Raw genomic sequence first — 23,968 nt, forward strand, 5'->3', positions numbered from 1 at the left:
CGAAGGCGGGGATCCAAGGTTACTGAGGACGTCGCTTTGTTACCCTGGATCCCCGCCTTCGCGGGGATGACGGGAAGGGGGCGCGGTGACGAAGAAAGGAGGCGGCTCATGCCCAGCCCTCCACGCCGCGTTCGGCTCTTGTCAGCACGTCGAGGCAGGCCATGCGGACCGCCACGCCCATCTCGACCTGCTCGGTGATCGCGCTGCGCTCCGGATGGTCGGCGATCGCGCTGTCGATCTCGACGCCGCGGTTCATCGGGCCGGGGTGCATGACCAGGGCATCTTCGCGCGCGCGGGCAAGGCGCTCCGGCGTGAGGCCGTAGCGGGCGTGGAACTCGCGGGTCGACGGGATGAAGCCGCCGGCCATGCGCTCGTTCTGGACGCGGAGCATCATTACGACATCGGCGCCTTCGAGTGCGGCGTCGAAATCGGTGAAGGGGGTGACGAACAGCCCGTCGATCGCCGGCGGCATCAGCGTGGAGGGTGCGACGACGCGGACCTCGGCGCCGAGCGCGGTGAGTGCCAGCATGTTCGAGCGGGCGACGCGGCTGTGGAGCAGGTCGCCGCAGATCACCACGCGCTGGCCGGCGACACTGCCGCGGCGGCGGCGGATGGTGAGCGCGTCGAGCAGCGCCTGGGTGGGGTGCTCGTGCCAGCCGTCGCCGGCATTGAGCACCGGGCAATCGACCTTGTCGGCGATCAGCTGCACCGCGCCCGAGGCCATGTGGCGGATGACGATGACGTCGGCGCGCATCGCGTTGAGCGTCACCGCGGTGTCGATCAGCGTCTCGCCCTTCTTCACCGAGCTTTGCGCTGCGTGCATGTTGACCACGTCGGCGCCCAGCCGCTTGCCGGCGATCTCGAAGGAGAGGAGCGTGCGGGTGCTGTTCTCGAAAAAGGCGTTGATCTGGGTGATGCCCTCCAGCCGGCGGTCGCTGCGGGCGCGCGTCCGGTTCGCTTCGATCCATTGTTCCGCTTCGTCGAGCAGGAACATGATCTCATGGGGCTGGAGACCCGCAATGCCGGTGAGGTGCCGGTGCGGGAAGACGGCGCGACCCTGTATCTGGGCCGCGGGGCGATGATCGGAGGCTTGCATTAAAGCCGTCGCCTAGACCTGCCGACGCGCGGGCGCAAGGAGTCTCGCGCCTGCCGCAAATCGCAGATAGGAAGCCAGCCGCGTTGCGTTTCGGGGGGAGCGTTCGTGCAGGGCTATTGGACTGGGTTTCTCGGCTGGATGACGCGCGATCCGGCGTGGTGGGCGGCGTTCCAGGCCGGGGCGTTCTTCTTCGTGGTAGGACTGGTGCTGGTGCTCGTGCTGCTGCCCTGGTGGCTGGCGCGGGTGGAGCAGGCGCGCTGGCGGCCGATGCGGCACATGCTGGCGCTGGCGGCGCTGCAGGCGCACCGCGATTGCGGGGCAAATGTCGTGGCGCTGTCGCGGCAATTCTTCCGCGAGAACGAGGCCTCGCCGCTCGAGCGGCTGCTCCGCGCGCGGCGGGCGATCGAGGCGCAGCGGGCGGACGGCGCGCGGTTCGGGCGGGCGGTGTCCGTCTATGCGCCGGCGGTGGATGCGCGGCATGCGGCGCTGCTTGCCGATACCGCGGCGCTGGCCGAGCTGGCGGAGCGGACGCTTTCCGGGTTGACGCGGCTCTATCTGGGGCAGGCGGTGGTGCGGGTGGGGGCGAACGCCGTGCATGGCGACGACGCGCTGGGCTATGCGCCGGCGCAGCTGGTCTCGCTCGGTTATGTTGCCGAGATGGAGGCGCTGGCGGACGGGTTCGCCGAGGCGGCGGCCGGGCATCGCGGGCGGCTGGAGGCGGCGCTGGGCCGGCGGGGGTGCAAGGCGGTGCGGGGCGAGCTGGAGCGGATCGGCGGCGACGTGGCGATGCTCGGTGCGGACGTGCGGCGCTTCTGCGGGCGGTTGCAGCCGGCGGATGCGGGGGATGTGGCCTACAAGACGCGGGAGCGGGGCGAGCGGGGCGCGCGGTCGCTCGATGCGCTGATCGCGCGGTTCGACCGGGGATGATTCCCCTCCCTGGAAGGGGGGTAGGGGTGGGTGGATACACGCGACATGGCGGCGTCGAGCGGCGCCTTGGCAGTATCGCCTGGACGCGACCCACCCCCGACCCCTCCCTTCCAGGGAGGGGAGTTATCCGGCGTTCACCAGCGCGTCGATCGCGGCCTGGAGGATGTGCGCCGCCGCCATATTGTCGATCATCTCGGCGCGGCGGGCGCGGCTGAAGTCCTGCTCGATCAAGGTGCGCTCGACCGCGACGGTGGACCAGCGTTCGTCCCAGAGCAGGATCGGCATGCCGATATCGTCCATGTTGCGGGCGAAGGCGCGGGTGGACTGAGTGCGGGGGCTGTCGGTGCCGTCGAGGTTGAGCGGCAGGCCGATGACGAGACCCCTGACCTGCTGCGCGGCCATCAGCGCCTGGAGCGCGGCCTTGTCCTTGGAGAATTTGGTGCGGCGGACCAGCTCGGCGGGGCTGGCGAAGCTCCAGCCGGCGTCGCACAAAGCGGTGCCGATCGTCTTGGTGCCGACGTCGAGGCCGATCAGGCGGCCGCCGGCGGGGAGTGCGGCGCGGAAGTCTGCGGGGGCGGTGGTGATCACGCCAGATCCTCTAGCCCCAATCGTCATCCCGGCGAAAGCCGGGATCTCGTGCGATGGCGGGGAAAGAGCCGCCTGAGATCCCGGCTTTAGCCGGGATGACGGCTTTTGTCAGAACGGCCAGAACTTGCGGCGTGCCTTGAGCCGGCGTTCGGCGTCGGCGCGGACGTTCGCCCAGAACAGGCTGTAGTCGAACACATGGTAATTGTTGCCCGGCAGCACATAGGGGCCGAGGTCGGGCGGGGTGGTGCCGATCATCAGGAAGCCGCGGCCGTCGCAGCGGGCGGGGACGAGGTTCTTGCGGAGCACCGCGCTGGTCAGGTCCTTGCTCGGCATCAGGCCGCCGAGATTGGCCTCGGCCGGGGCGCTGTCGCCCGGCTTGCCGGTGATCGGGTTGGTGCAGACCATCGGTGTGCCCTTGCGCGGCTGGCCGGTGAAGCCGTGGGTCTGGTCGAACGTGTCGATGATCAGCGACGGATCGGCGGGCTCGGCGAAGCTCTGCCAGGAGAGGATGCAGCCGCTGTCGTCGGGGCCGGTGCAGGCGGGCAGGCCCATTTTCGGCAGGTCGGCGGTGATCGAGACCGGCCAGCCGACGACATAGGCGGCGACGATCCGCTTTGCGAGCGGCTTGCCGGCGATACGGTCGACGAGCAGGCGGGTGAGGTGGAGCGCGCCCTGCGAATGGCCGGCGAGGATGATCGGGCGGTTGCCGGCCTCCTTCAGGAACTGGTCGAACGCCGCGGCGACGTCGCGATAGGCGAAGTCGAGCGCCTGCTGGGCCTGGGCCTTGCTGGTCAGGAAGGCGCCGAAGGTCGCCTGGCGATAGCGCGGCGCCCAGACCAGGCCCGAGGAATTGAACGCGCTGGCCTGGCCGCGCAGGAACAGCTCGGCCCGGGCATTGGCGGTCACGTCGTTCAGCGGGGCATTCCACTGGGTGCGGTCGAGGAACGAGGTGGGGTGGATGAAGAACACCGCGGCGGGCGGGTTCTCGGCCGGCTGGAAGCCCTCCGGCGTCCACAGCGCCGGGTTGCCGGGCCGGTCCGGGCGGGCGAGCCAGAGCTCGGGCTTCGAATAGTCGCCGGGGGGCGACAGCCGGGCCACCTCGGTCGTCGGGACGAGCGCCTGGCGGAGCAGCTCGGCGCCCCAGAAGCGGAAGGCGAAGGTGGCGGCTGTTGCGAGCACGATGAGTCCTACGATGACGTAGAGGAATTTACGGGCCAAGCCCCACTCTCCATTGTGCAATGCAGCATAGTGCCGCTTTGTTGCAATCGCATTCCCATCGGGCACGATTTCTCCGGATGCAACCGCGATTGCGGTTCGGGCCATTCTGCACCGGAAATCCACTTTACCGCCCGTGCCCGATGCGAGAGCATGCCTGCGAGGGGAGATTTTCATGGACGAAATCGAAACCGCGCCGTCGGGCGAGGCGGGGCGCTGGACCTGGCGCCCGCTGCTGCTCGCCGGCCTGGGGCTGGCGACGGGGATCGTCGTCCACCTGATCCTGGGCAAGGCGCAGATCTATTACAACGGCCTGGGCGTGATCCGGGCGGGGCTGACCCTGGGCATAACCCTGGCCGCGGTGCTGATCGGCTTCACGATCGAGCGGCGGCTATGGTGGGCCGCCCTGCTATTCGGCGGCGTGATGGGCATTGTCGGATTCCTCGTCACGCTGGGCAATGGCTCGCCGGGAGGCTGGGGATCGGTCGAGGGCTGGCGGACGATGAGCCTCGCGCTCGCGCTCGCGATCGCTGCGCCCTTGTTCCAGGCCGCGCGCGACGAGGGGACGCTACGTCCTTCCTATATCGGCGTGCACGACCATGTCTGGGCCAATGTCGTGCTGTGGTGCGCGAGCTGGGCGTTCGTGGGCCTGGTCTGGTTGATGGCGATCCTGCTCGCCAGCCTGTTCCATCTGATCAAGATGGACTTCGTCCAGCAGCTGCTGGCCAAGGACTGGTTCGCCCGCGCGATGACCGGACTGGCGTTCGGCGCAGCGCTGGGATTGCTGCGCGAGCATGACGCGGTGGTACGGACGCTTCAGCGCGTGGTGGCGATCGTGCTCGCGGTGCTCGCGCCGGTTCTGGCGATCGGGCTCGGCCTTTTCCTGATCGCGCTGCCCTTCAGCGGCGTGCAGGCATTGTGGGACGCGACCTCGGAGACCACGCCGCTGTTGCTCGCCTGTGCGGCGGGCGCACTGATCCTCGCCAATGTGGTGATCGGCCGGGAAGATGCGGACGAGCGCCGCAATCCGCTGCTCCGCTACGGCGCGATGGTGCTGGCCGCCGTGATCCTGCCGCTGGCGGTGCTGGCCGCGGTGGCGACCGGGCTGCGAATCGACCAATATGGCTATACGCCGGAGCGGCTCTGGGGCGTCATCTTCGTTGGCGTCGCGCTGTGCTGGGGCCTCACCTATTTCGCGACGCTGGCGCTGCGGCGGCTCGGCTGGACACGGCTGGTGCGCCCGGCGAACCTGGCGCTGGCCTGCCTGGTCTGTGCGTTGGGCTTCGTGCTGGCGACGCCACTGATCAGCTTCAACGCGATCTCGACCGCCGATCAGGTCGCGCGGCTCGAATCGGGGAAGATCGCGCCGGACAAGTTCGACTGGTCTGCGCTGGCCTTCGAGTTCGGCAAGCCGGGCCGGGAGGCGCTGGCGCGGCTCAAGCGCTCGGCCAACGCCGCGATCCGGGCGAAGGCGGCGGAAACCGAGAAGGCCGAAAGCCCCTATACGCTGCAACTGCGCGAGCAGCAGAAGCCGTTCGTCGGCGATTATGACGTGCGGCCGGCCGGCACGACGCTGCCGGCTGCGCTGAAGACGATGATGCTCCGTGAAAGGGCGTGCGAGGAGGATCATCTCTGCCGCGTCTATCTGCACGACGCGAAGACGGTGACGGTGATCGACGATAGCTGCGCCAGGCTGCCGCCCGAAAGGCAGAACGATCCCGGGGACAAATGCCCGGTCATGCTTCGCACCTATCTGCTGACGGCAGGCGGCTGGAAGGACCTGGACAACTTGCCTCAGCCGATCGATCCCGAGGCGAAGGAATTGCCCGCGAATATGCCGGCCGGCCAGGTACGCGCACTTCTGGAACAGGAATATGCGGCGATCACCGGCAACGGCGTCACCGTGCGCAAGGTCGAGATGCGGCAGGTGTTCGTCGGCGACAAGCCGCAGGGACGGCCTTTCAAGTAACCGATGCTTGAAGGTGGGAGGCGCCCCTGTTAGGCGCCTCCCATGTCCGTCGATACCGCAACCGTGAAGAAGGTGGCGAGCCTGGCCCGCATCGCGATCAGCGATGCCGATGCCGAGCGTCTCGCGCCCGAGCTCAACAACATCCTGGGCTGGATCGAGCAGCTCGGCGAGGTCGATACCTCGTCGGTCGAGCCGATGACCGCCGTGATCCCCAACAAGCTGCGCCTCCGCGAGGACGTGGTGACCGAGGGCAACCAGCGCGACGCCGTGCTGCAGAACGCGCCGCAGGGCGAGCACGGGTTCTTCACCGTGCCGAAGGTGGTCGAATGAGCGACATCACCGAACTGGGCGTCGCCGAGCTGCGCGACGGCATCCGCACGGGCAAGTTCTCGGCGCGCGAAGTGGCCGATGCGTTCATCGTCAAGGTGAGCCAGGGCAAGGCGCTCAACGCGTTCATCGTCGAGACCCCCGAGCATGCGCTCGCCGCCGCCAAGGCCGCGGACGAGGCGATCGCCAAGGGCGAGCCGCTCAAGCCGCTCTCGGGCGTGCCGCTGGGCATGAAGGACCTGTTCGCCACCAAGGGCGTGCAGACCACCGCCGCCAGCCACATGCTGGAGGGCTTCAAGCCGGTCTATGAATCGACCGTCTCGCAGAAGCTGTGGGACGCCGGTGCCGGCATGCTCGGCAAGCTCAACCTCGACCAGTTCGCAATGGGCTCGTCGAACGAGACCTCGTATTTCGGCAACGTGATCTCGCCCTGGCGGCGTGGCGGCGGCGACAATGCCCCGCTGGCGCCGGGCGGTTCGTCGGGCGGCAGCTCGTCGGCGATCTCCGCGCGGCTGGTGCCGGGTGCCACCGGCACCGACACCGGCGGCTCGATCCGCCAGCCTGCGGCCTTCACCGGCATCGCCGGCATCAAGCCGACCTACGGCCGCTGCTCGCGCTACGGCATCGTCGCCTTCGCCTCGAGCCTCGACCAGGCCGGGCCGATGGCGCGTGACGTGCGCGACTGCGCGATCCTGCTCGAGAACATGGCGGGCTTCGACCCGAAGGACTCGACTTCGCTCAACCTGCCGGTGCCCAATTGGGAAGAGGCGCTTTCGGGCGACCTGACCGGCAAGAAGGTCGGCATTCCGGCCGAGTACCTCATCGACGGCACGCCGACCGAGATCGCCAAGCTGTGGGAAGCGGGCATCGCCTGGGTGAAGGATGCCGGCGCCGAAGTGATCGAGGTGTCGCTGCCGCACACCAAATACGCGCTGCCGACCTATTACATCATCGCGCCGGCCGAGGCTTCGTCGAACCTCGCCCGCTATGACGGCGTGCGCTACGGCCTGCGTGAGCTGGCCGATGGGCAGAATTTGCAGGACATGTATGCGGCGACGCGCGCCGCAGGCTTCGGTCCCGAGGTGCAGCGCCGCATCCTGATCGGCACCTATGTGCTGTCGGCGGGCTTCTACGATGCCTATTTCACCAAGGCGCAGAAGGTACGCACGCTGATCGCGCAGGATTTCGAGAATGCCTTCTCGATGTGCGACCTGCTGCTGACCCCGACGGCGCCGTCCTCGGCATTTGCGCTGGGCGAGAAGTCGGCCGATCCGCTGGCGATGTACCTCAACGACGTGTTCACCGTGCCCGCCAGCCTGGCCGGCCTGCCGGCGATGAGCGTGCCGGCGGGGCTGGACGCCGGCGGCTTGCCGCTCGGCCTGCAGATCATCGGGCGTCCGCTCGACGAGCAGGGCGTGCTCAATGCCGGCCTGGCGATCGAGCAGCGCGCGGGCTTCGCGGCGCGGCCGGAGCAATGGTGGTGATTGAGAAGGCCGGCTTCGATCATGTCGAGGTTGGCCGGAAGGCGCACGAATTGGAGGTGCGTCATGGCGATGGGGCTTACCGCTATGCGCAGCGGCTTTCGGAAGAAGCCGGTGCGAAGGAAGACCCGGACGATCATCGATTTTGGAGTGCAGTCGCAGCGATGCTGAGACCGCGCTAAGCTTGAGAAGAAGCAAAATGACCGAGTCCACCTACCGCATCCAGGGCGAAACCGGCGAATGGGAGGTCGTGATCGGCCTCGAAGTCCATGCCCAGGTCACTTCCAACGCCAAGCTCTTCTCGGGCGCGGCAACGGCGTTCGGCGCGGAGCCGAACAGCCAGGTGAGTCTGATCGACGCGGCGATGCCGGGTATGCTGCCCACGCCGAACCAGGAGTGCATCCGCCAGGCGGTGCGCACCGGCATGGCGATCGGCGCGGTGATCAACAAATGGTCGCGCTTCGACCGCAAGAACTATTTCTACGCCGATCTGCCGCAGGGCTATCAGATCAGCCAGCTCTTCCACCCGCTGGTGGGCGAGGGGCAGATCGACATCAGCCTGGACGACAAGGATCCCGAGGCGAACGTCAAGACGATCGGCATCGAGCGCATCCATGTCGAGCAGGATGCCGGCAAGCTGATGCACGACCAGCATCCGACGCGCTCGTACGTCGATCTCAACCGCGCGGGCGTGGCGCTGATGGAGATCGTGTCGAAGCCCGACATGCGCTCGCCGCAGGAGGCCGGGGCCTATCTCAGCAAGCTGCGCGCGATCCTGCGCTATGTCGGGTCGTGCGACGGCAACATGGACCAGGGCTCGATGCGCGCCGACGTGAACGTCTCGGTCCGCAAGCCTGGTGCCGAGTTCGGCACGCGCACCGAGACCAAGAACGTCAACTCGGTCCGCTTCGTCATGCAGACGGTGGAGATCGAGGCGCGGCGCCAGGTCGAGGTGCTCGAGGCCGGCGGCAAGATCGTCCAGGAAACGCGCCTGTTCGATCCGGACAAGGGCGAGACCCGGTCGATGCGCTCGAAGGAAGATGCGCACGATTATCGCTACTTCCCCGATCCCGACCTGCTGCCGCTCGAGCTGGACGATGCCTTCCTCGAGGAATGTCGTGCCAGCCTGCCCGAGCTGCCGGATGCCAAGCGCCGCCGCTACGAGCAGGAGCTGGGGCTTTCGGCCTATAACGCCGCGACGCTGACCGCCGATGCGGATACTGCCCGCTGGTTCGAGGCGCTGCTTGCCGAGGGCGCGCGGATCCAGAAGAAGGGCGAGCAGGAAGTCGCCCGCGCTTCGGCGAACTGGCTGCTGTCGGACCTCTATGGCGCGCTCAACCGCCTGGGCAAGGACCTCGACACCTCGCCGGTGAGCCCGGAGCAGGGCGCCGAGCTGCTGGCGCTGGCGGCCGACGGCACGCTGTCGGGTCCGCTGGCCAAGCAGGTGTTCGAGATCATGCTCGAGACCGGCGATGCAGCGGGCAAGATCGTCGAGGAGCGCGGGCTCAAGCAGACCAGCGACACCGGCGCGATCGAGGCAGTGATCGCAGAGGTCCTTGCCAAGAATCCGGGCCAGCTCGAACAGTATCGCGGCGGCAAGGAAGCACTGTTCGGCTTCTTCGTCGGCCAGACGATGAAGGCGATGGCGGGCAAGGCCAATCCGGCGGTGGTCAACGAGCTGCTGAAGAAGGCGCTGGCGGGCTAGGGCATCTCCACCGGCGGGCGGACGGTCTTCCAGAAGATCAACCCTCCGGCAATGCCTGCGACAGCCAGCCATGCGGGCTCGACCAGAACGCCTGCTCCCGGAGGCGTGCGATCGAGCAGCGGCTGTATCTGGCTGATCGCCAAGCCGGCCAGGGCCGCAATTGGCCAGCCGGCGATGCCCGTGCGTCGTGCGAGGAAGTAGAGCGGAAGCCCGACGAGCGCGGCGATCAGGTAGATCGCCGCGAAGGCGAACGGGAATGCGATCGGGGCCAGCTCGCCGTAGGAGATCGAGACGACTAGCGCGGCCACGGCGGTGGCCGAGAGCATCGCATGCGCCAGGCGAGGGGTGTGCGCCATCCTAGTGTGCCTCGACCGCGTGCAGGCTGGCGCGTGCAGGCAGGGTGCCCGGCGTGCGGATGTCCCAGGCCAGTCCCAGCCGCTCCAGCAGTCGGATGAAGACGAAGCCCAGATCGCTCTGGCCCGGATAGAGCCCTATCTTCGCCGAGCCGGGGAAGGCGTGGTGGTTGTTGTGCCAGGCCTCACCCATGGTAATCAGCCCGGCCCAGGGCACGTCGTGCGCCTGGACGCCGGCGTCCGCCACGATCCAGCTCTGCGGCCCGCGATTATGGGCGAGGTGACCGACCAACCAATGGCCGTGCACGCAAGCGAAGACCCGGGCGCAGACACCCCACACGACGAAGCTCCAGCCGCCGGCCCAATAGAGCAGCGCCGCGATCGGCAGTTGCTGCGCCATCCAGGTTGCCTCCAGGAATCGATAGAACCGGTCCTGGCCGATCCGGCCGATATCGAAGCGGGGCGGGGATGCGAGTTCGAGCCGGCAGTGGATCTGCCACCACGCATCCTTCAGCGGACGGTTGGCGTGGCTGAGATAGGGGTGGCAGTCGCTGCGGCGCTGCGCCCAGTCGCGCAGGTCATGGGTGCGGATGATCGCGAAGGGGCCGCTCAGCCCGGCCTGCGCACCGAACCAGACCAGCACGCGCTCCAGCCAGAGCGGGCAGCCGAAGCTGTTGTGGATCAGCCGGCGATGATAGCCGACCGAATGGCCGAGCAGCAGCGTGGCCCCGGTCGTGCCCAGGAACAGCGCGAGGGCGGCGGGGGAGAAGGTGAGGGGCCCCAGGATCAGCGTCGCCGCCGCCATGCTGCCGTTCCAGAGCGATTGCACAGGCGCCCAGCGCACCGTCCCGCGGACGGGATCGGCACCGGGGGTCTCGACCAGGTGGTTCACGGCATGCGGATCGTTCATGGCGCGACTCATAGGTAGTTAAGGAATTACCTAATTACGCTCTTTGCACTGGCAGGCAATGAAGAAATTGCTTAAATACCTTTTCATGCAACGCGTCTTCGAAGCCTTGTCGTCCACGGTCCGCCGCAAGATCCTGGCCTATCTCGCCCATGCCGAGCTGACCGCGGGCGAGATCGCGGCGCGGTTCGACATCTCCAAGCCGGCGGTGTCGCAGCATCTCGCGGTGCTGGAGAATGCGGGGCTGGTCACCAGCGAGAAGCGCGGACAATATGTCCATTACCGGCTGGTGCGCGAGCATCTGGCCAATGTGCTGAACGACTATGTGCAGGAAGTCTGCCCGGTCTCGCGTCCGCTCAAGCGGGAAAGCGCGGCGCTGGGGGATGCGCCTGCCGTCGGGGGGGAGAAGGAATAGCATGCGCTGGTTTGCCGCTCTTGTGCCGAGCCTGTTCGCGCTGCCTGCGCTCGCCCAGACGGCTGCGCCCGCGCCTGCGTCGCCTCCCGCCGCTGCGCTGCCGCGCGTCGCGCTGGTCACCTCGGTGGGGACGATCACCGTGGAGGTGGACAATGTCCGCGCGCCGATCACCGGCAACAACTTCCTGCGCTATGTCGACCAGAAGCGGCTCGACGGCGTTACCTTCTACCGGGTGGTGAAGGTGATCGACCATTTCGGCTTCGTGCAGTTCGGCGTGCAGAATGCGCGGGCCAAGGTGCTGCCGCCGATCAAGCACGAGCCGACCACCCAGACCGGCATCAGGCATCTCGACTTCACCCTGTCGCAGCCGCGCAACAAGCCCGGCTCGGCCCAGGGCGAGTTCACCATCATGCTGGGCGACCAGACTCCGTCGATGGATGCCGATCCGAGCAAGCCGGGCGACAATCTGGGCTATGCCGCCTTCGCGCATGTCGTCGAGGGCAAGGACGTGGTGGTGAAGATCTTCGACGCGCCCAATTCCCCGACCGCCACGCTTAGCGGCACCTTCAAGGGCGAGATCCCGGCGGTGCCGGTGAAGATCCTGAGCGCGCGCCGGGTCAAGCCCTAGGTCCGCCCGGCCGCGTCAGTTCGCCGGCCGGTCGAGGTACAGATAGAGCGGGTCGAACTCGGCCAGCGCCTCCAATCCCGGCCGGTCGTGGATCGTCACCCGGCCGCCGCGGAAATCGGCGAGTCCCGCCTCGCGCAGTTCGCGCAGCACGCGGTTCACGTGCACACCCGTCAGGCCCAGGCACTCGGCGAACTGATTCTGGGTGATCGGCAGGCGGAAGCTGTCGCCCTCCGCGGCACCGACCACCAGCAGCCGCGACTGGATCTCGCACAGCAGGTGCGCCGCCCGCTCGATCGCGTTGCGCCGGCCGAGCGAGACTTCCCATTCGCGGTGGATGCTCGCGTCGAGATTGGTCGAGAACCAGAAGGCGCGGGTGAGGTGCGGGAAGCGGTTGGTGATCGCCAGCAATCCCGTGTGCGGCGCACGGGCGATGCGGCACGGGGTGAGGGTGATCAGATTGTGATCGAGATACCCGAGCGTATAGCCGTGCAGGTCGGCGAAATCGCCGGGCACATGGATATGGGTGATCTGGCGCTGGCCGTTGCTCAGGTCCTTGTACCGCGCGAGCAGGCCCTCGAGCAGCAGGATCGAGCTGTTCAGCCGCTCCCCGCGCCGCACGATCACCTGTTCGGCCTGGTGGTCGAACGGACCCTGGAGCACGGCGCGCAGCGCCTCTTCCTCCGACGCACTGACTTCGCAGCGCAGCCGAAGCTTTTTCAAATGTTTGTCGATCATGGGCGGCCGGGCGTTACTGCGCTTCCGAATCCTGGTTCTTCACGTCGCCGGCGGTGCCGCCGACGCCGTCCGAGGCGCCTGGGTCCTCGAGCGGCGAATGGCCGCTGCCGCCTTCGCCGCGCTTGACGGCATCGGCACGCGCTTCGGCGATCTGCTGGAGATCGGAGCGCGGGTCTTCACGTTTGTCGTCGTTCATCCTCTCTCTCCTTGTCACGCGATGGGCTGGCCCGGCGCCGGGACGCTGGGCGTGGCCGGCTGGGGCGCGGGCACGTCGATGTCCGGGGCGGGTGGATCGAGCTCGGGAGGCGGGCTCGTCGGCTGGCCTGGCTGCGGCGCCGGGGGTAGCTCGGCGGGCGGCACAGTCGGCTGTACGGGCGGCTCAACGGGCACGATCAGTCTCCTTGTTTCGCCTGACCAACGCTTCGTATTGCGATGAAGTTTCTTGCGCCCTTGCGATGAAGCACCCGACTGCTATAGAGCCCGCCGACCGGCGGTGCCCTGTGCGGGCGTGGCGGAACTGGTAGACGCGCCAGATTTAGGTTCTGGTATCGAAAGGTGTGGGGGTTCGAGTCCCTTCGCCCGCACCAGCATCGCCGCTCGTTTCCCGCGTCACCGGACGCCTGCCAATTCCTTTTCTTGAAGTTTGGAAGCCTGAGAAAAATGCAGACTGTCGAGACGTTGAACGAGGGCCTGAAGCGCGCCTACACGCTCAAGATCACTGCCAAGGACATCGACAAGAAGGTCGATGCCGAGGTCAAGCGGGTCGCCCCGCAGGTGCGCATGCCGGGCTTCCGCCCGGGCAAGGTGCCGGCCAACCTGGTCCGCAAGATGCACGGCGATGCGATCGCGCAGGACGCGCTCAACAACTCGATCCAGGAAGGCGTGCAGAAGCTGATCGCCGACCACAAGCTGCGCCCGGCCGTGTCGCCGTCGGTGAGCCTGGAAGGCGAATATGCGCCGGGTGGCGACGCCGAGATCAAGGTCGAGCTGGAAGTGCTCCCCGAGGTTCCGACTCCGTCGATTGACGGCCTGAAGCTCGAGCGCCTGACCGTTCCGGTCAGCGACGACGAGGTCAACACCCAGCTCAAGCAGCTCGCCGGCCAGCAGAAGGCCTGGACCGACGCCCCGGCCAAGCACAAGGCCGCCGAGGGCGACCAGGTGACCATGGACTTCGTCGGCACCGTCGACGGCGTCGCCTTTGACGGTGGCACCGGCGAGGGCATGTCGGTCGAGATCGGCACCGGCCGGCTGATCCCGGGCTTCGAGGACCAGCTCGTCGGCGTGAAGACCGGCGACGAGAAGACGATCGACGTCACTTTCCCGGCCGACTACGGCGTTGCCGACCTGGCCGACAAGCCGGCGCAGTTCGCGCTCAAGATCACCGCGGTGAAGACCGCCGGCGAGACCGAGATCAACGACGACTTCGCCAAGACGCTCGGCCTGCAGAGCCTCGAGCAGCTCACCGGCCTGCTCAAGGGCCAGCTCGAGCAGCAGCTCAACGGCCTGACCCGCACCTACATGAAGCGCAAGCTGCTCGACCAGCTGGCTGCCGGCCATGACTTCGAGGTTCCGCCCTCGATGGTCGAAGCCGAGTTCGACCAGATCTGGCACCAGCTCCAGCACGAAGCCGAGCATGAGGCCGATCCGGCCGCTGCCAAGGCCGAGCTGGACGCCGAGCGCGAGGACTATGTGAAGATCGCCGAGCGCCGCGTGCGCCTGGGCCTGCTGCTTTCGGAGATCGGCACCGCCAATGGCGTCGAGGTCAGCTCGAACGAGATGAACCAGCTGATCGCCCAGGCGGCCCAGCAGTATTCGCCGAACGATCGCGAGCGCTTCTACCAATATGTCCGCAACGAGCCGATGGCCGCTGCCCAGCTGCGCGCGCCGCTGTTCGAGGACAAGGTGGTCGACTTCCTGTTCGACAAGGCGGAGATTTCGGATCGCGAAGTGACCCGCGACGAGCTGGAAGCCGCGATCGAGAGCGATGACGGATTCGAAACCGGCACGCACACGCACGATCACGACAACCACAAGCCGCGCAAGTCGAAGAAGGCCGAGGACGGCGAGGCCAAGGCCGAGAAGAAGCCGGCTGCCAAGGCGAAGAAGGCCGACAAGGCTGAGGAACCGGCCGCGGAAGCCGAGGCCGAGCCGGCCAAGAAGCCGGCCGCCAAGAAGGCCGCTGCCAAGAAGGCGGACGACGCCGAGGGCGAGGCTGAAGCCAAGCCTGCGAAGAAGGCTCCGGCGAAGAAGAAGGCCGACTAAGGCTTTCTCCTTCGGGAAAAGTTCAGGCCCTCGCTCCCTGCGGAGCGGGGGCCTTTGCTTTTGGGATCAGGCGAAGATGGCCGTAAGTCCGGAGCTGCGTTGCGCGGCCTGGGCACGGGCGATGCGCCACAGCATCGGGATTGCGAGGGCCGCGAGGGCGATGCCGGTCGCCGACTGGATCCATATGATCGTCATCAGCTCGAATGGCCCTGCGAACACGCCGAGGACGATCAGGTCGAAGAAGCTGAACAACCACATGCCCCACCAGATCGCGACGAGCGGCGGGGTTTCACCCAGGTCCGTCTTGGCGTGACTGGCGTTCCAAAGCTCGCGCATGCAGTGATAGGGGATAATCAGGTTGGCGAAGGGAACGAGGAACCAGAGGATTCGCGTGGCTGGCCTGAAGGCGAGCGAGCCGTGGCCGAGCGCGACCAGGTTCCTGCCAGCGCGAAATATCCAGAAAGCGAAGACGCACATTGTCAGGAGCGTCCAGGCCAGCATCGCGAGATCGACTCGCATGGATGCCATGTCAGAATATGCGTGCAGCTCGTACAGGTCCGGGGAAAGCTGATAGGCGATCAGCAATGCCGGGTTGGTGGCGGCATCGATCGCCACCATGGCGATCGTGATCCATGTCAGTAGCCAGAACCCACCTCTACTCATCGCTGCTCCCACCCTTGCAAGCATGCGTGGGAGATGCAGTTTCTGCCAAGTGAAATTGCTGTCGAAACGCAGCCGTTTCGGCCCTATGGCTGGCGCATGACCATGCCCAAAGTCGCCGTTCTCCTGCCCTGCTACAATGAAGAAGCCGCGATCGGACAGACGATTGCCGCCTTCCGCGCCGCGCTGCCGGACGCGACCATCTATGTCTATGACAACAACAGCCGCGACCGGACGATCGAGGTCGCGCGCGCGGCCGGCGCCGTGGTCCGCAGCGAGCGGATGCAGGGCAAGGGCAATGTCGTCCGCCGGATGTTCGCCGACATCGACGCCGACATCTATGTGATGGCCGATGGCGATGCGACCTATGACGCGACCTCGGCGCCGGCGATGGTCGCGCGGGTGGCGGAGGAGGGGCTCGACATGATCGTCGGCACCCGCGTGCACGAGGCGGCCGAGGCCTATCGCCGCGGGCACGTGCTCGGCAACCGGATGATGACCGGTATCCTCGCCAGCCTGTTCGGGCGCAGCTTCACCGATATCTTCTCGGGCTACCGCGTCTTCTCGCGCCGTTTCGTGAAGAGCTTCCCGGTACTCTCCGCCGGCTTCGAGATCGAGACCGAGATCAGCGTCCATGCGCTGGAGCTCAAGATGCCCGTAGGGGAAGTGGAGACCCGCTATTTCGCCCGGCTCGAAGGCTCCGAATCGAAGCTCAACACCTATCGCGACGGCTGGCGCATCCTGAAAACGATCGCGGTGCTCTACCGGATCGAGCGGCCGATGCTGTTCTTCGGCTGGATCGCCGCAACCTTCGCCCTGCTGGCGATCGGGATGAGCATTCCGCTTGCGGTCACCTGGTTCCAGACCGGGCTGGTGCCGCGCTTCCCGACCGCGATCCTGGCGACGGGGCTGATGATCCTCGCCTTCCTCAACCTGTTCACCGGGCTGATCCTCGATACGGTGGTGCGCGGGCGGCGTGAGGTGCGGCGGCTCGCCTATCTGGCCCAGCCCGGGCCGCTCAAATAATCCATTTCAAGATTAGCGGGTGTAAAGGGATCCGGTGAGTCTTGCTTTATCGGCTGGGGTTGCGCGCCGATTTCAGTCGTTCTGAACATGGATCAATTTCAACTAAGAGGATTCATAATTTTCTGGCGGTAGTATTTCGAGGTTAACTGCAGAATTACTTTTAAATACTGTCAGATGAAATGAAAATGAAACGGGCATTACTGTGGTGCTACTGTAGGCGTAACAATAGTGCCAACAACAATGCGTAGGGGCGGCCCCGATCAGGAATAAACCTGAGCTTCAGGGATACCCCAAATGCCAAATCTCTCCCGCTTCCGTCTGTCGCTGCTCGCGGGCACGACGCTGCTCGCTCTGTCTGCGACGCCCGCGCTGGCGCAGGACCAGGCGGCGACGTCCACCGTTGCCCCGGCTTCCGACAATGACCAAGGCGGCCTGACCGAGATCGTCGTCACGGCGCAGCGGCGCGAGACCAACCTGCAGGAGACCCCGATCTCGATCTCGGTGCTGAACACCGAGAACCTGCAGGACCGCCACGTCCAGAGCCTGTTCAACCTCGCCGACGGCTCGGTGCCGTCGCTGCGCGTCGCGACCTTCGAGGCGCGCCAGTCGGCGCTGACCATCGGCATCCGCGGCATCGTTCCCTATGACCAGAACCAGACGGCGCGCGACGCCGGCGTGGGCGTCTATATCGACGGCGTCGCGCTCGGTAAGACCCAGGGCCTCAACGCCGCGCTGTTCGACATCGAGCGCATCGAAGTGCTGAAGGGCCCGCAGGGCACGCTGTTCGGCCGCAACACCGAAGGCGGCGCGCTGTCGCTGGTCACCAAGGCGCCGACCGGCGTGTTCGACGGCCGCGTGACCACCGGCGTCGGCAATTACGGCAGCCGCAGCGCCGAAGCGCATCTCGACCTGCCGGCATTCGCGAACATCGCGCTGAAGTTCGACGGCGTGTACCAGCATCAGGATCCGACCGTGAAGGACCCGCTCGCGGGCTCGACCGGCTGGAACTATTACGACCGCAAGGGCGGCCGCGTCGCTGCGCGCTGGACCCCGATCGACGGCCTGACCGCGGACTTCTCCTACGACTATGCCAAGGACGACAACACCCCGCAGTACAGCCAGCTGATCAACTACAACCCGAACGGTTACGCCGTCGGCACCTATACCAACCCGGCGACCGGCGTGGTCGGCACCCAGCTGTACCTGCCGAGCACCACCGGCGTCGCCATCGCTTGCGGCGGCACGATCAATACCGGCGCCACCACCCCGATCTGCATCGCGCCGCGCGCGCCGATCGTCGGCGTGCATCCGGATCGCCAGACGGTTGCCGATGTCGGCGTGCCGCAGCAGCCCAGCGTCGACATCACCCACGGCTTCACGTCGAACCTGAAGTACAAGGTCTCGCCGAACATCGAGTTGCGCTCGATCACCGCATGGCGCGGCGTCAGCACCGACCAGTGGGACAATTCGGGCGGCCCGGAGCGCAGCAGCTTCGCGCCGAACACCAACGGCACCAACGGCTTCTTCAGCCGCTACAGCCTGTCGTTCCTCGACCAGCACCAGTTCAGCCAGGAATTCCAGGCGGTCGGCAGCTTCGACCAGTTCGATTTCGTCGTCGGCGCCTATTACTACACCGAGCACGCCAGCGAATATGCCGCGACCCCGCTGACCAACCAGTGGAACGCGGACGGCACGGCCTATACGATCCGCAGCCCGATCTTCGTCGGCACGGTGAACTCGGGCAACAACTCGTCCTCCCAGCCGTACGCGGCTTCGTGCAACAACCTGCTGGCGACCACGGTTCCGCAGTTCGCCAACAGCTGCCAGTTCATCACCCGCGCCAGCGAAGCATGGGATCACAACTACTCGGCGTTCGGTAACCTGACCTTCTCGCCGGAAGGCACCGGCCTGCACCTCACTGCCGGTGGCCGTTTCACCAAGGACAAGCGCCACGGCAGCCTGTTCGTGGTGAACAACAACTACGTCTCCGTAGGCACGCCCCCCGTCAGCACCTTCCAGCCGGGCTTCGTGCCGTTCCAGTTCGAGAACAGCATCAGCCGTTTCGATCCGATGCTCAACGTCGCGTTCGACGCGAGCCAGGACATCCACTTCTACGCCAAATACTCGACCGGCTTCCGCGCCGGTGGTGCGAACGACCGTTCGCAGCAGTTCAACGCCTTCGGTCCGGAGTCGGTGAAGTCGTATGAAATCGGCGCGAAGATGGACTTCTTCGATCACCACGCCCGCCTGAACCTTGCCGGCTACATCATGAACCGCAAGAACACGCAGTTCGACTTCGACCTGTTCGACACTGCCGGTGGCAGTCCGACCCAGGGCAGCCATATCGAGCAGACCCAGAACGCCGGTGACACCAAGATCCGCGGCATCGAAGCCGATCTTACCGTGAAGCCGACCTCGGCACTCACCCTGTCGGCCTCCTATGCCTATACCTATTGGAAGGCACCGGCGGCGGTGAACCCGATCACCGGCGGCGCGCCGCAGCAGCTCTACATCGTCTACACGCCGAAGAACGCCGCTTCGGGCGCGATCGACTATGTGCTGCCGCTCACCCTGGCGGGGGGCGCGAATGTGCGCCTGCACCTCGACGGCAACTATGCGAGCAGCCAGTACAGCTTCCAGCTCGAGCCGACCAAGACCGATGCGAGCTTCGTGGTGAACGGCCGCATCGCGCTGGCGGACATCAAGATGAACGAGACGAGCTCGGTGACGCTGTCGCTCTGGGCGCGCAACCTGCTCGACAACACCTATATCTACCGCCGGTCGAACGCGAACTCGTCGCCGGTGTCCAACTACGGCGCCAATGGCGCGCTGGTGTCGACCGCCTATGGCGGCATCCTGGGCGACTATGCCAACTTCAACCCGCCGCGCACCTTCGGCGCGGAAGCCAGCGTCAAGTTCTGACGCCCGGCTTGAAGGGAAATGCGAGCGGCCCGGATGGCGACATCCGGGCCGTTTCGTTTTTGGAGCCGATTGCAAGTTTCTGCTTTTCCCCGGCGAAGGCCAGGGCCCAGTACTTGAACGTCACGCGCCTTTGGCGCGTCTTCGACGCGCACGCTTAGTCTGGGCCCTGGCCTTCGCCGGGGAAAGAAGGTGGGGAAGGCCCGGTCAGCGCGCCAGCGGCAGCCGGACCCGCACCGCTAGTCCTGGCGCGGCGTCCACCAGTTCCAGCGTCCCGCGATGCAGCGCGGTGATTGCCTGGACCAAAGGCAGGCCGAGACCGTGGCCTGGCCGGCTTCGGCTGGCTTCGAGCCTGCCGAAGCGGCGCAGTGCCTGTGCCTGCTCGTCCTGGGGGATGCCGGGGCCATTGTCCGCCACCGTCAGCACCGCGGCATCGCCGCCGCGCACCACCGAGACGGTGATGGTCGAGCCGGCAGGGGTGTGGTTGACCGCATTCTCGACCAAATTGACCACCAACTGGGTGAGCAGCCGTTTGTCGCCATCGATCGGGGCGGCCTCCCAGGGGCTGAGGCGCAGAATCTGGGCCTTGTCGTCGGCCAGTGCCTCGATCGCCTCGGCGGCGTCCCGGGCAATCCCGCTCAGGTCGAGCCGGCGGAACATTGCCCGGCGATCGCCGCCCTCGACTTCGGTGATGCGCAGGATCGCGGCGAACATCGCCAATATCTCCTCGCTCTGCGCCAGCGCTTCCTCGACCTGCGGACGCAGCGCATCGGCGGCGGGCTGGGCGGCCAGGCGGGAGAGCTGGCCGTGCAGGCGGGCTAGGGGCGTGCGCAGATCGTGCGCGACGTCGTTCGAGATCTGCGAGAGGCTGGTCATCAGCGCCTCGATCCGGTCGAGCATGTGGTTGAACGCCTGGGCCTGGCGCCCGAAGGCGGTGCCGGCGCCTTCCACCGGCACGCGGGCGCGCAGGTCTCCGTCGACGATCGCCTCCGCCGCGTCGCGCACCGCCTCGATGTTCCGGCGGATCGCCAGGCTGAGCGCGAAGATGCCCAGCCCGACGAGTAGCAGGATCGCGCCGAAGCCCGAAGCGAGGATCAGCAGGCGCTGCGAGTCATGATCGTCGATCGGCTCGCTTTCCGCCGCCAGTGCCAGCGTCATGCCCTCGGGCAGGGCGTGGACGAGGGCGCGGCCGCGGGTGAGCCCAGGGATGCCGGCGCTGTGGTCGATCGTCGAGAGGCCGGGGGGGAGGCCGTGCGCCGGCGTCATGTTGCCGGCGAGGTGTCTCCCGCTCCGGTCGGTCAGCAGGAAGCCGATGTCGCCGCTGTCGCGCCGCTGCGTCTCCTCCATGATCCGCTGCATGAGCAGGGTCTGGTCCGGATCGTCGGCGAGCAGCTCGGCGGCCTCGCCGTGCAGCCGCTTGTCGATCTGGCGATCGATCGTGGCCAGCAGCGCCAGATAGACGGCGAGGCAGGTGAGCACCGTCGCGAGCGCGATGGCGGTGAGGAAGGCGAATGCGATCGCCCGGAGCGAGCGCAGCGGCGCCATGGCTCAGACGCGGAACATGTAGCCGACCCCGCGCACGGTCACGATCGGATCGGGCAGGCCGGGCAGCTCGAGCCGCTGGCGGAGGCGCCGGATATAGGCATCGACGATGTTGGTGGTGGGCACGAAGTCATAGCCCCAGACGCGCTCGAGCAGCAGGGGGCGGCTGAGTACCGTGCCGGCATCGCGGACCAGTTCGGCGAGCAGCCGGATCTCGGTCTTGTGCATCTCGACCGGCTGGCCGGCACGGGTGACGCGGTGGCGGGCGACGCTCACCGTTACGTCGCCGGCGCTCACCGTGGCGCTGTCGGCGCTGCTTGCCTGACGCCGGCGGAGCAGGGCGCGGATGCGGGCGTGCAGCTCGTCGATCTCGAACGGCTTGACGACATAGTCGTCGGCACCCGCCTCGAGCCCCTCGACCCGCTCAGGCAGGCGGCCCAGAGCGGTGAGCAGGATCACCGGGGTCATCACTTCCTGCTCGCGCAGCCAGCGCAGCACGTCGACGCCGTCGACAAAGGGGAGCATCCGATCGAGGATGACGATGTCGAACGGATCGCCGCCGACCGCGGCGATCGCCGCGCGCCCGTCGCCGACCGACTGGACCTCATAGCCGAGTGCCTGCAACTGCTCGCCCAGCAGGCGGCGGAGTGGCTCGTCATCCTCCACCAAGAGGAGGCGTACGGGTTCTTCGGGAGTGGGTTGGCTGCTCAAGATTCGCATCCGCGCGGAGTTCGCCCCGCTGTAGAGAGCGGCCGCGCAAAGGTCGATGCGAAAGCGCTCAGCCGCGCGCCTCGATCAGTCCCAGATCGATCAGGCTGTGGGCGGTGGCGAGGATCGCCTCCTCGTTGCTGCGCGGCTGCCAGTCGAGCAGCTTGCGCGCCTTGGCGTTGCTGGCGCTGGAGCGGATGCCGAGCCGCGGCGCCGCCTCGCGCGCCATCGGGTTGAACAGCGCCATGATCCGGACGACCCAGCTGGGCACGCGGCGGCGGGTGATCCGGGCGCCGGCGGGGCCCAGGCCGCTGCGCAGCACCTCCGCCATCTCGGGGATCGACATCGCCTTGCCCGCCACGGCGAGGAAGCGCTCGCCGGCTGCCTTCTCATGCGTCATCGCGTCGACCTGCAGGCTGGCCACGTCGCGGACATCGACCACGCCGAACCACAGGTCGGGCAGGCCGGGCATCCTGCCCTCGATCATCGACTTGACCAGCCAGATCGAGGTGGAGAGATCGTCGTTGAGCGCCGGGCCGAAGATGCCGACGGGGTTGACCACGGCCAGCTCCATGCCGTTGCCCTCGGCCGCGACGAAGTCCCAGGCGGCGCGCTCGGCCAGCGTCTTGGACTTCATGTAGGGCTGGACGGCGGGGCCGTTCACATCGGTCCAGTCGGCCTCGGTATAGTCGCTGTGGCGCTGGCCATGGCCATAGCCGATCGCCGCGAAGCTGGAGGTGAGGACGACGCGCTTCACCCCGGCATCGCGCGCGGCGCGCAGGACGCGCAGCGTGCCGTTCACCGCCGGGCGGATCAGCTCCTGCTCGTCCTCGGGCTGGCTCTGGGGGAAGGGGGAGGCGACGTGCTGGACATAGTCGCAGCCGGCCACCGCCTCGGCCCAGCCTTCGTCCTTCTCCAGATCGGCGGCGAAGAAGTGTAGTCGGCTAGTGTCGGCGCCGGCCTTTTCCAGCGTCGCGCGGACCTGGGGCTCGCGGGAGAGGCTGCGGACGGTGGTGCGCACTTCGTGCCCTGCCGCCAGCAGCTGGAGGATGACATGGCTGCCCACGAAGCCGGAGCCGCCAGTGACCAGGACCGTGTGCGTCGTCATTGCGCCATCATGCGGCGGCGTTGTCGGACCCGCAAGGCGGCAAAGGCGTCGACCAGCAGCCGGGCCGCCAGGAAGGCAAGCAGCGGCCAGACGACATAGGCATAGCGCGGGATCGGCAGGACGAGCGCATAGGGCAGGCCGGCCAGCGCGATATAGAGCGCGAGCAGCCCGTAATGGCGCCGCCGCTGGACCAGGCCGATCAGCAGGCCGAGCAGGCCGAGCGCCGCAATGGCACGGATAGCCTCGATACGGAGCGTCGGGAAGGCCTGCCAGTTGGTCAGCGCGCCCTGCCAGCGATCGGGGAAGTAGAATTGGCGATAGTGGCGCAGCGCCAGCCGGGCGAAGTCGAGCGGATGCGTGCGGATCCATGCCCAGGCCTCGCGGCCCAGCCCCTGCGCATAGGCGACCTCGCCGCCCGCTGCGCGGAGCCGGGAGAGCACCTCCGGGTTCTGATAGGGGTGGATCGCTCGCATCCGCGCCTGGGATTCCGCGTGCGGATCGGTAGGGTCGAGCGCGCCGGGGTAGTTGGCGAGCGCGGTCTCCAGCCCGAAATTGTCGCGCAGCAGGATCGGCTTTCCCATCACCTGGGCATTGCGAAGCACCCAGGGGGCGAGGACCAGCGCTAGTGCTGCCGCTGCGGCGGCGGCGAAGCCGACGACCTGACGGAAGGGCAGGCGACGCAGCGCCAGCCAGGCCCAGCAGGCATCCACCGCCAGCCCGGTTGTGGGGCTGACGAAGAAGGTGGCGGCCGACAGCGCCGCGCCGAGCAGCAGCGGCTGCCAGTCGATCGACGCGCGCCGCTCGAGCGTGACGATCAGCCAGAGATTGGCGAGAGCGAGCAGCGTGGCGAGCCCGCCTTCCCAGACGCGGAAGTCGGCGGCCTCCTGCGAGATATGCGCGGGGATCAGGCAGAGCAGCGCCAGCCCGCCGATCAGCGCGGCACGGTTCCAGCCCGCGCCGGCGAACAGGGCGCGGGCGAGCAGCCAGATCGCCGCGAGCTGGGCGAGCGTCCACAGGCTCAGCAGCAGGTTGCCGAGCGCCGAATCTGCGCCGAACACGCGCTGCACCGCGCCTACGATCACCACCACCACCGGCATCAGATGCGCGGTCGGGCCGGTGCCGGGACCGAAGGCATCGGCAATCGTGCCGGTGCGGGCCAGCGCCGACGCGGCCTGGCTTGCCTCGCCGAGCTGGAGCGGGTGGACCAGAGCGCCCACCAGGGCGAGCCAGGCGATGCGCAGGATCAGCCCGGCCAGCACCAGCCGTACCGCCACCCTCTGCGTCGCCTTCAATAGCTGCCCCGATTCGTCCCCGGCGATGGCGCCCTCCCGCAAAACCCCTTGTCGAGGCTAACCATAACCAAGGCTTGAACTCCGAACGTCAAGCGCCGATGTTGG

General features: G+C 67.3%; 23 protein-coding genes and 1 tRNA gene. 12 read left to right on the plus strand and 12 right to left on the minus strand.

What is annotated here, in order from left to right:
* Window positions 1-106: 106 nt before the first annotated feature.
* Complete coding sequence (locus ACEN8G_RS06180) at window positions 107-1,096, minus strand: aspartate carbamoyltransferase catalytic subunit (protein WP_413419387.1); 990 nt, start codon at window positions 1,094-1,096, stop codon at window positions 107-109.
* A gap of 105 nt (window positions 1,097-1,201) precedes the next feature.
* On the opposite strand from ACEN8G_RS06180, the gene ACEN8G_RS06185 reads away from it, so the two are divergent.
* Complete coding sequence (locus ACEN8G_RS06185; RefSeq protein ID WP_413740755.1) at window positions 1,202-2,023, plus strand: hypothetical protein; 822 nt, start codon at window positions 1,202-1,204, stop codon at window positions 2,021-2,023.
* A 123-nt stretch (window positions 2,024-2,146) separates the two neighbouring features.
* Here the strand turns inward: ACEN8G_RS06185 and ruvX are convergent, their stop codons facing one another.
* On the minus strand, window positions 2,147-2,611 hold the full coding sequence (gene ruvX / locus ACEN8G_RS06190) for a Holliday junction resolvase RuvX (protein WP_413419446.1): 465 nt from the start codon (window positions 2,609-2,611) through the stop codon (window positions 2,147-2,149).
* Between the two features lie 108 nt (window positions 2,612-2,719).
* A complete protein-coding gene (locus tag ACEN8G_RS06195) occupies window positions 2,720-3,829 on the minus strand; it encodes a DUF3089 domain-containing protein (RefSeq protein WP_413414760.1) in 1,110 nt (369 codons plus the stop codon).
* 172 nt (window positions 3,830-4,001) lie between these two features.
* Between ACEN8G_RS06195 and ACEN8G_RS06200 the strand changes: the two genes are divergently transcribed.
* Genes ACEN8G_RS06200 through gatB form a run of 5 tightly spaced genes read left to right on the plus strand, consistent with a single transcriptional unit; the run spans window position 4,002 to window position 9,308 of the window.
* On the plus strand, window positions 4,002-5,795 hold the full coding sequence (locus ACEN8G_RS06200; RefSeq protein ID WP_413414759.1) for a DUF4153 domain-containing protein: 1,794 nt from the start codon (window positions 4,002-4,004) through the stop codon (window positions 5,793-5,795).
* 42 nt (window positions 5,796-5,837) lie between these two features.
* Window positions 5,838-6,125 (plus strand): Asp-tRNA(Asn)/Glu-tRNA(Gln) amidotransferase subunit GatC, encoded by a 288-nt coding sequence (gatC, locus tag ACEN8G_RS06205; RefSeq protein WP_183994508.1) that lies wholly within the window; start codon window positions 5,838-5,840, stop codon window positions 6,123-6,125.
* Window positions 6,122-7,606, plus strand: a complete 1,485-nt coding sequence (gene gatA / locus ACEN8G_RS06210; RefSeq protein WP_413414758.1) for an Asp-tRNA(Asn)/Glu-tRNA(Gln) amidotransferase subunit GatA — start codon at window positions 6,122-6,124, stop codon at window positions 7,604-7,606. The genes gatC and gatA overlap by 4 nt, the downstream gene beginning before the upstream one ends.
* Entirely contained in the window at window positions 7,597-7,785 is a 189-nt protein-coding gene (locus tag ACEN8G_RS06215; RefSeq protein WP_413414757.1) for a hypothetical protein, read from the plus strand. The genes gatA and ACEN8G_RS06215 overlap by 10 nt, the downstream gene beginning before the upstream one ends.
* 17 nt (window positions 7,786-7,802) lie before the next feature.
* Window positions 7,803-9,308, plus strand: coding sequence for an Asp-tRNA(Asn)/Glu-tRNA(Gln) amidotransferase subunit GatB (gene gatB, locus ACEN8G_RS06220; protein WP_413414756.1), 1,506 nt, complete (start codon window positions 7,803-7,805; stop codon window positions 9,306-9,308).
* Here the strand turns inward: gatB and ACEN8G_RS06225 are convergent.
* Entirely contained in the window at window positions 9,305-9,664 is a 360-nt protein-coding gene (locus tag ACEN8G_RS06225; protein WP_413414755.1) for a hypothetical protein, read from the minus strand. The two genes, gatB and ACEN8G_RS06225, sit on opposite strands and share 4 nt — an antisense overlap.
* Before the next feature lies 1 nt (window position 9,665).
* Window positions 9,666-10,571: an acyl-CoA desaturase gene (locus ACEN8G_RS06230; RefSeq protein WP_413414754.1), complete on the minus strand. Its 906-nt coding sequence runs from the start codon at window positions 10,569-10,571 to the stop codon at window positions 9,666-9,668.
* A gap of 85 nt (window positions 10,572-10,656) precedes the next feature.
* Here ACEN8G_RS06230 and ACEN8G_RS06235 point away from each other — a divergent pair, with 85 nt between their 5' ends.
* Both ACEN8G_RS06235 and ACEN8G_RS06240 read left to right on the plus strand, forming a co-directional pair.
* Complete coding sequence (locus ACEN8G_RS06235; protein WP_413414752.1) at window positions 10,657-10,983, plus strand: metalloregulator ArsR/SmtB family transcription factor; 327 nt, start codon at window positions 10,657-10,659, stop codon at window positions 10,981-10,983.
* A 1-nt stretch (window position 10,984) separates the two neighbouring features.
* Complete coding sequence (locus tag ACEN8G_RS06240; protein ID WP_413414751.1) at window positions 10,985-11,611, plus strand: peptidylprolyl isomerase; 627 nt, start codon at window positions 10,985-10,987, stop codon at window positions 11,609-11,611.
* Window positions 11,612-11,626: 15 nt separating this feature from the next.
* Here ACEN8G_RS06240 and ACEN8G_RS06245 read toward each other — a convergent pair whose 3' ends face one another.
* Window positions 11,627-12,331 carry a Crp/Fnr family transcriptional regulator gene (locus ACEN8G_RS06245; protein ID WP_307118569.1) on the minus strand — a complete coding sequence of 235 codons (705 nt, stop codon included), beginning with the start codon at window positions 12,329-12,331 and terminating at the stop codon, window positions 11,627-11,629.
* Between the two features lie 28 nt (window positions 12,332-12,359).
* On the minus strand, window positions 12,360-12,542 hold the full coding sequence (locus ACEN8G_RS06250; RefSeq protein ID WP_413414750.1) for a hypothetical protein: 183 nt from the start codon (window positions 12,540-12,542) through the stop codon (window positions 12,360-12,362).
* Window positions 12,543-12,848: 306 nt separating this feature from the next.
* Here ACEN8G_RS06250 and ACEN8G_RS06255 point away from each other — a divergent pair.
* Together ACEN8G_RS06255 and tig are read left to right on the plus strand one after the other, a co-directional pair.
* Window positions 12,849-12,933 (plus strand) — tRNA-Leu (locus ACEN8G_RS06255).
* A gap of 73 nt (window positions 12,934-13,006) precedes the next feature.
* A complete protein-coding gene (gene tig / locus ACEN8G_RS06260; protein WP_413414749.1) occupies window positions 13,007-14,608 on the plus strand; it encodes a trigger factor in 1,602 nt (533 codons plus the stop codon).
* Between the two features lie 66 nt (window positions 14,609-14,674).
* On the opposite strand, the gene ACEN8G_RS06265 is transcribed toward tig, so the two are convergent.
* Window positions 14,675-15,226: a DUF4328 domain-containing protein gene (locus tag ACEN8G_RS06265; RefSeq protein WP_413740756.1), complete on the minus strand. Its 552-nt coding sequence runs from the start codon at window positions 15,224-15,226 to the stop codon at window positions 14,675-14,677.
* 141 nt (window positions 15,227-15,367) lie between these two features.
* Between ACEN8G_RS06265 and ACEN8G_RS06270 the strand changes: the two genes are divergently transcribed.
* Complete coding sequence (locus ACEN8G_RS06270; RefSeq protein ID WP_413414747.1) at window positions 15,368-16,294, plus strand: glycosyltransferase family 2 protein; 927 nt, start codon at window positions 15,368-15,370, stop codon at window positions 16,292-16,294.
* A gap of 294 nt (window positions 16,295-16,588) precedes the next feature.
* On the plus strand, window positions 16,589-19,216 hold the full coding sequence (locus tag ACEN8G_RS06275) for a TonB-dependent receptor (RefSeq protein WP_413414746.1): 2,628 nt from the start codon (window positions 16,589-16,591) through the stop codon (window positions 19,214-19,216).
* A 204-nt stretch (window positions 19,217-19,420) separates the two neighbouring features.
* Here the strand turns inward: ACEN8G_RS06275 and ACEN8G_RS06280 are convergent, their stop codons facing one another.
* The 4 genes from ACEN8G_RS06280 to ACEN8G_RS06295 form a co-directional block, all read right to left on the minus strand.
* Window positions 19,421-20,758, minus strand: a complete 1,338-nt coding sequence (locus ACEN8G_RS06280; RefSeq protein WP_413414745.1) for an ATP-binding protein — start codon at window positions 20,756-20,758, stop codon at window positions 19,421-19,423.
* Window positions 20,759-20,761: 3 nt separating this feature from the next.
* Entirely contained in the window at window positions 20,762-21,466 is a 705-nt protein-coding gene (locus tag ACEN8G_RS06285; protein WP_413414744.1) for a response regulator transcription factor, read from the minus strand.
* A gap of 67 nt (window positions 21,467-21,533) precedes the next feature.
* A complete protein-coding gene (locus ACEN8G_RS06290; RefSeq protein ID WP_413414743.1) occupies window positions 21,534-22,571 on the minus strand; it encodes an SDR family oxidoreductase in 1,038 nt (345 codons plus the stop codon).
* Window positions 22,568-23,845, minus strand: a complete 1,278-nt coding sequence (locus tag ACEN8G_RS06295; protein ID WP_413414742.1) for a hypothetical protein — start codon at window positions 23,843-23,845, stop codon at window positions 22,568-22,570. The genes ACEN8G_RS06290 and ACEN8G_RS06295 overlap by 4 nt, the downstream gene beginning before the upstream one ends.
* Window positions 23,846-23,968: the final 123 nt, after the last annotated feature.

The organism is Sphingomonas sp. Sphisp66 (assembly GCF_047324325.1).
Classification (GTDB): Bacteria; Pseudomonadota; Alphaproteobacteria; order Sphingomonadales; family Sphingomonadaceae; genus Sphingomonas.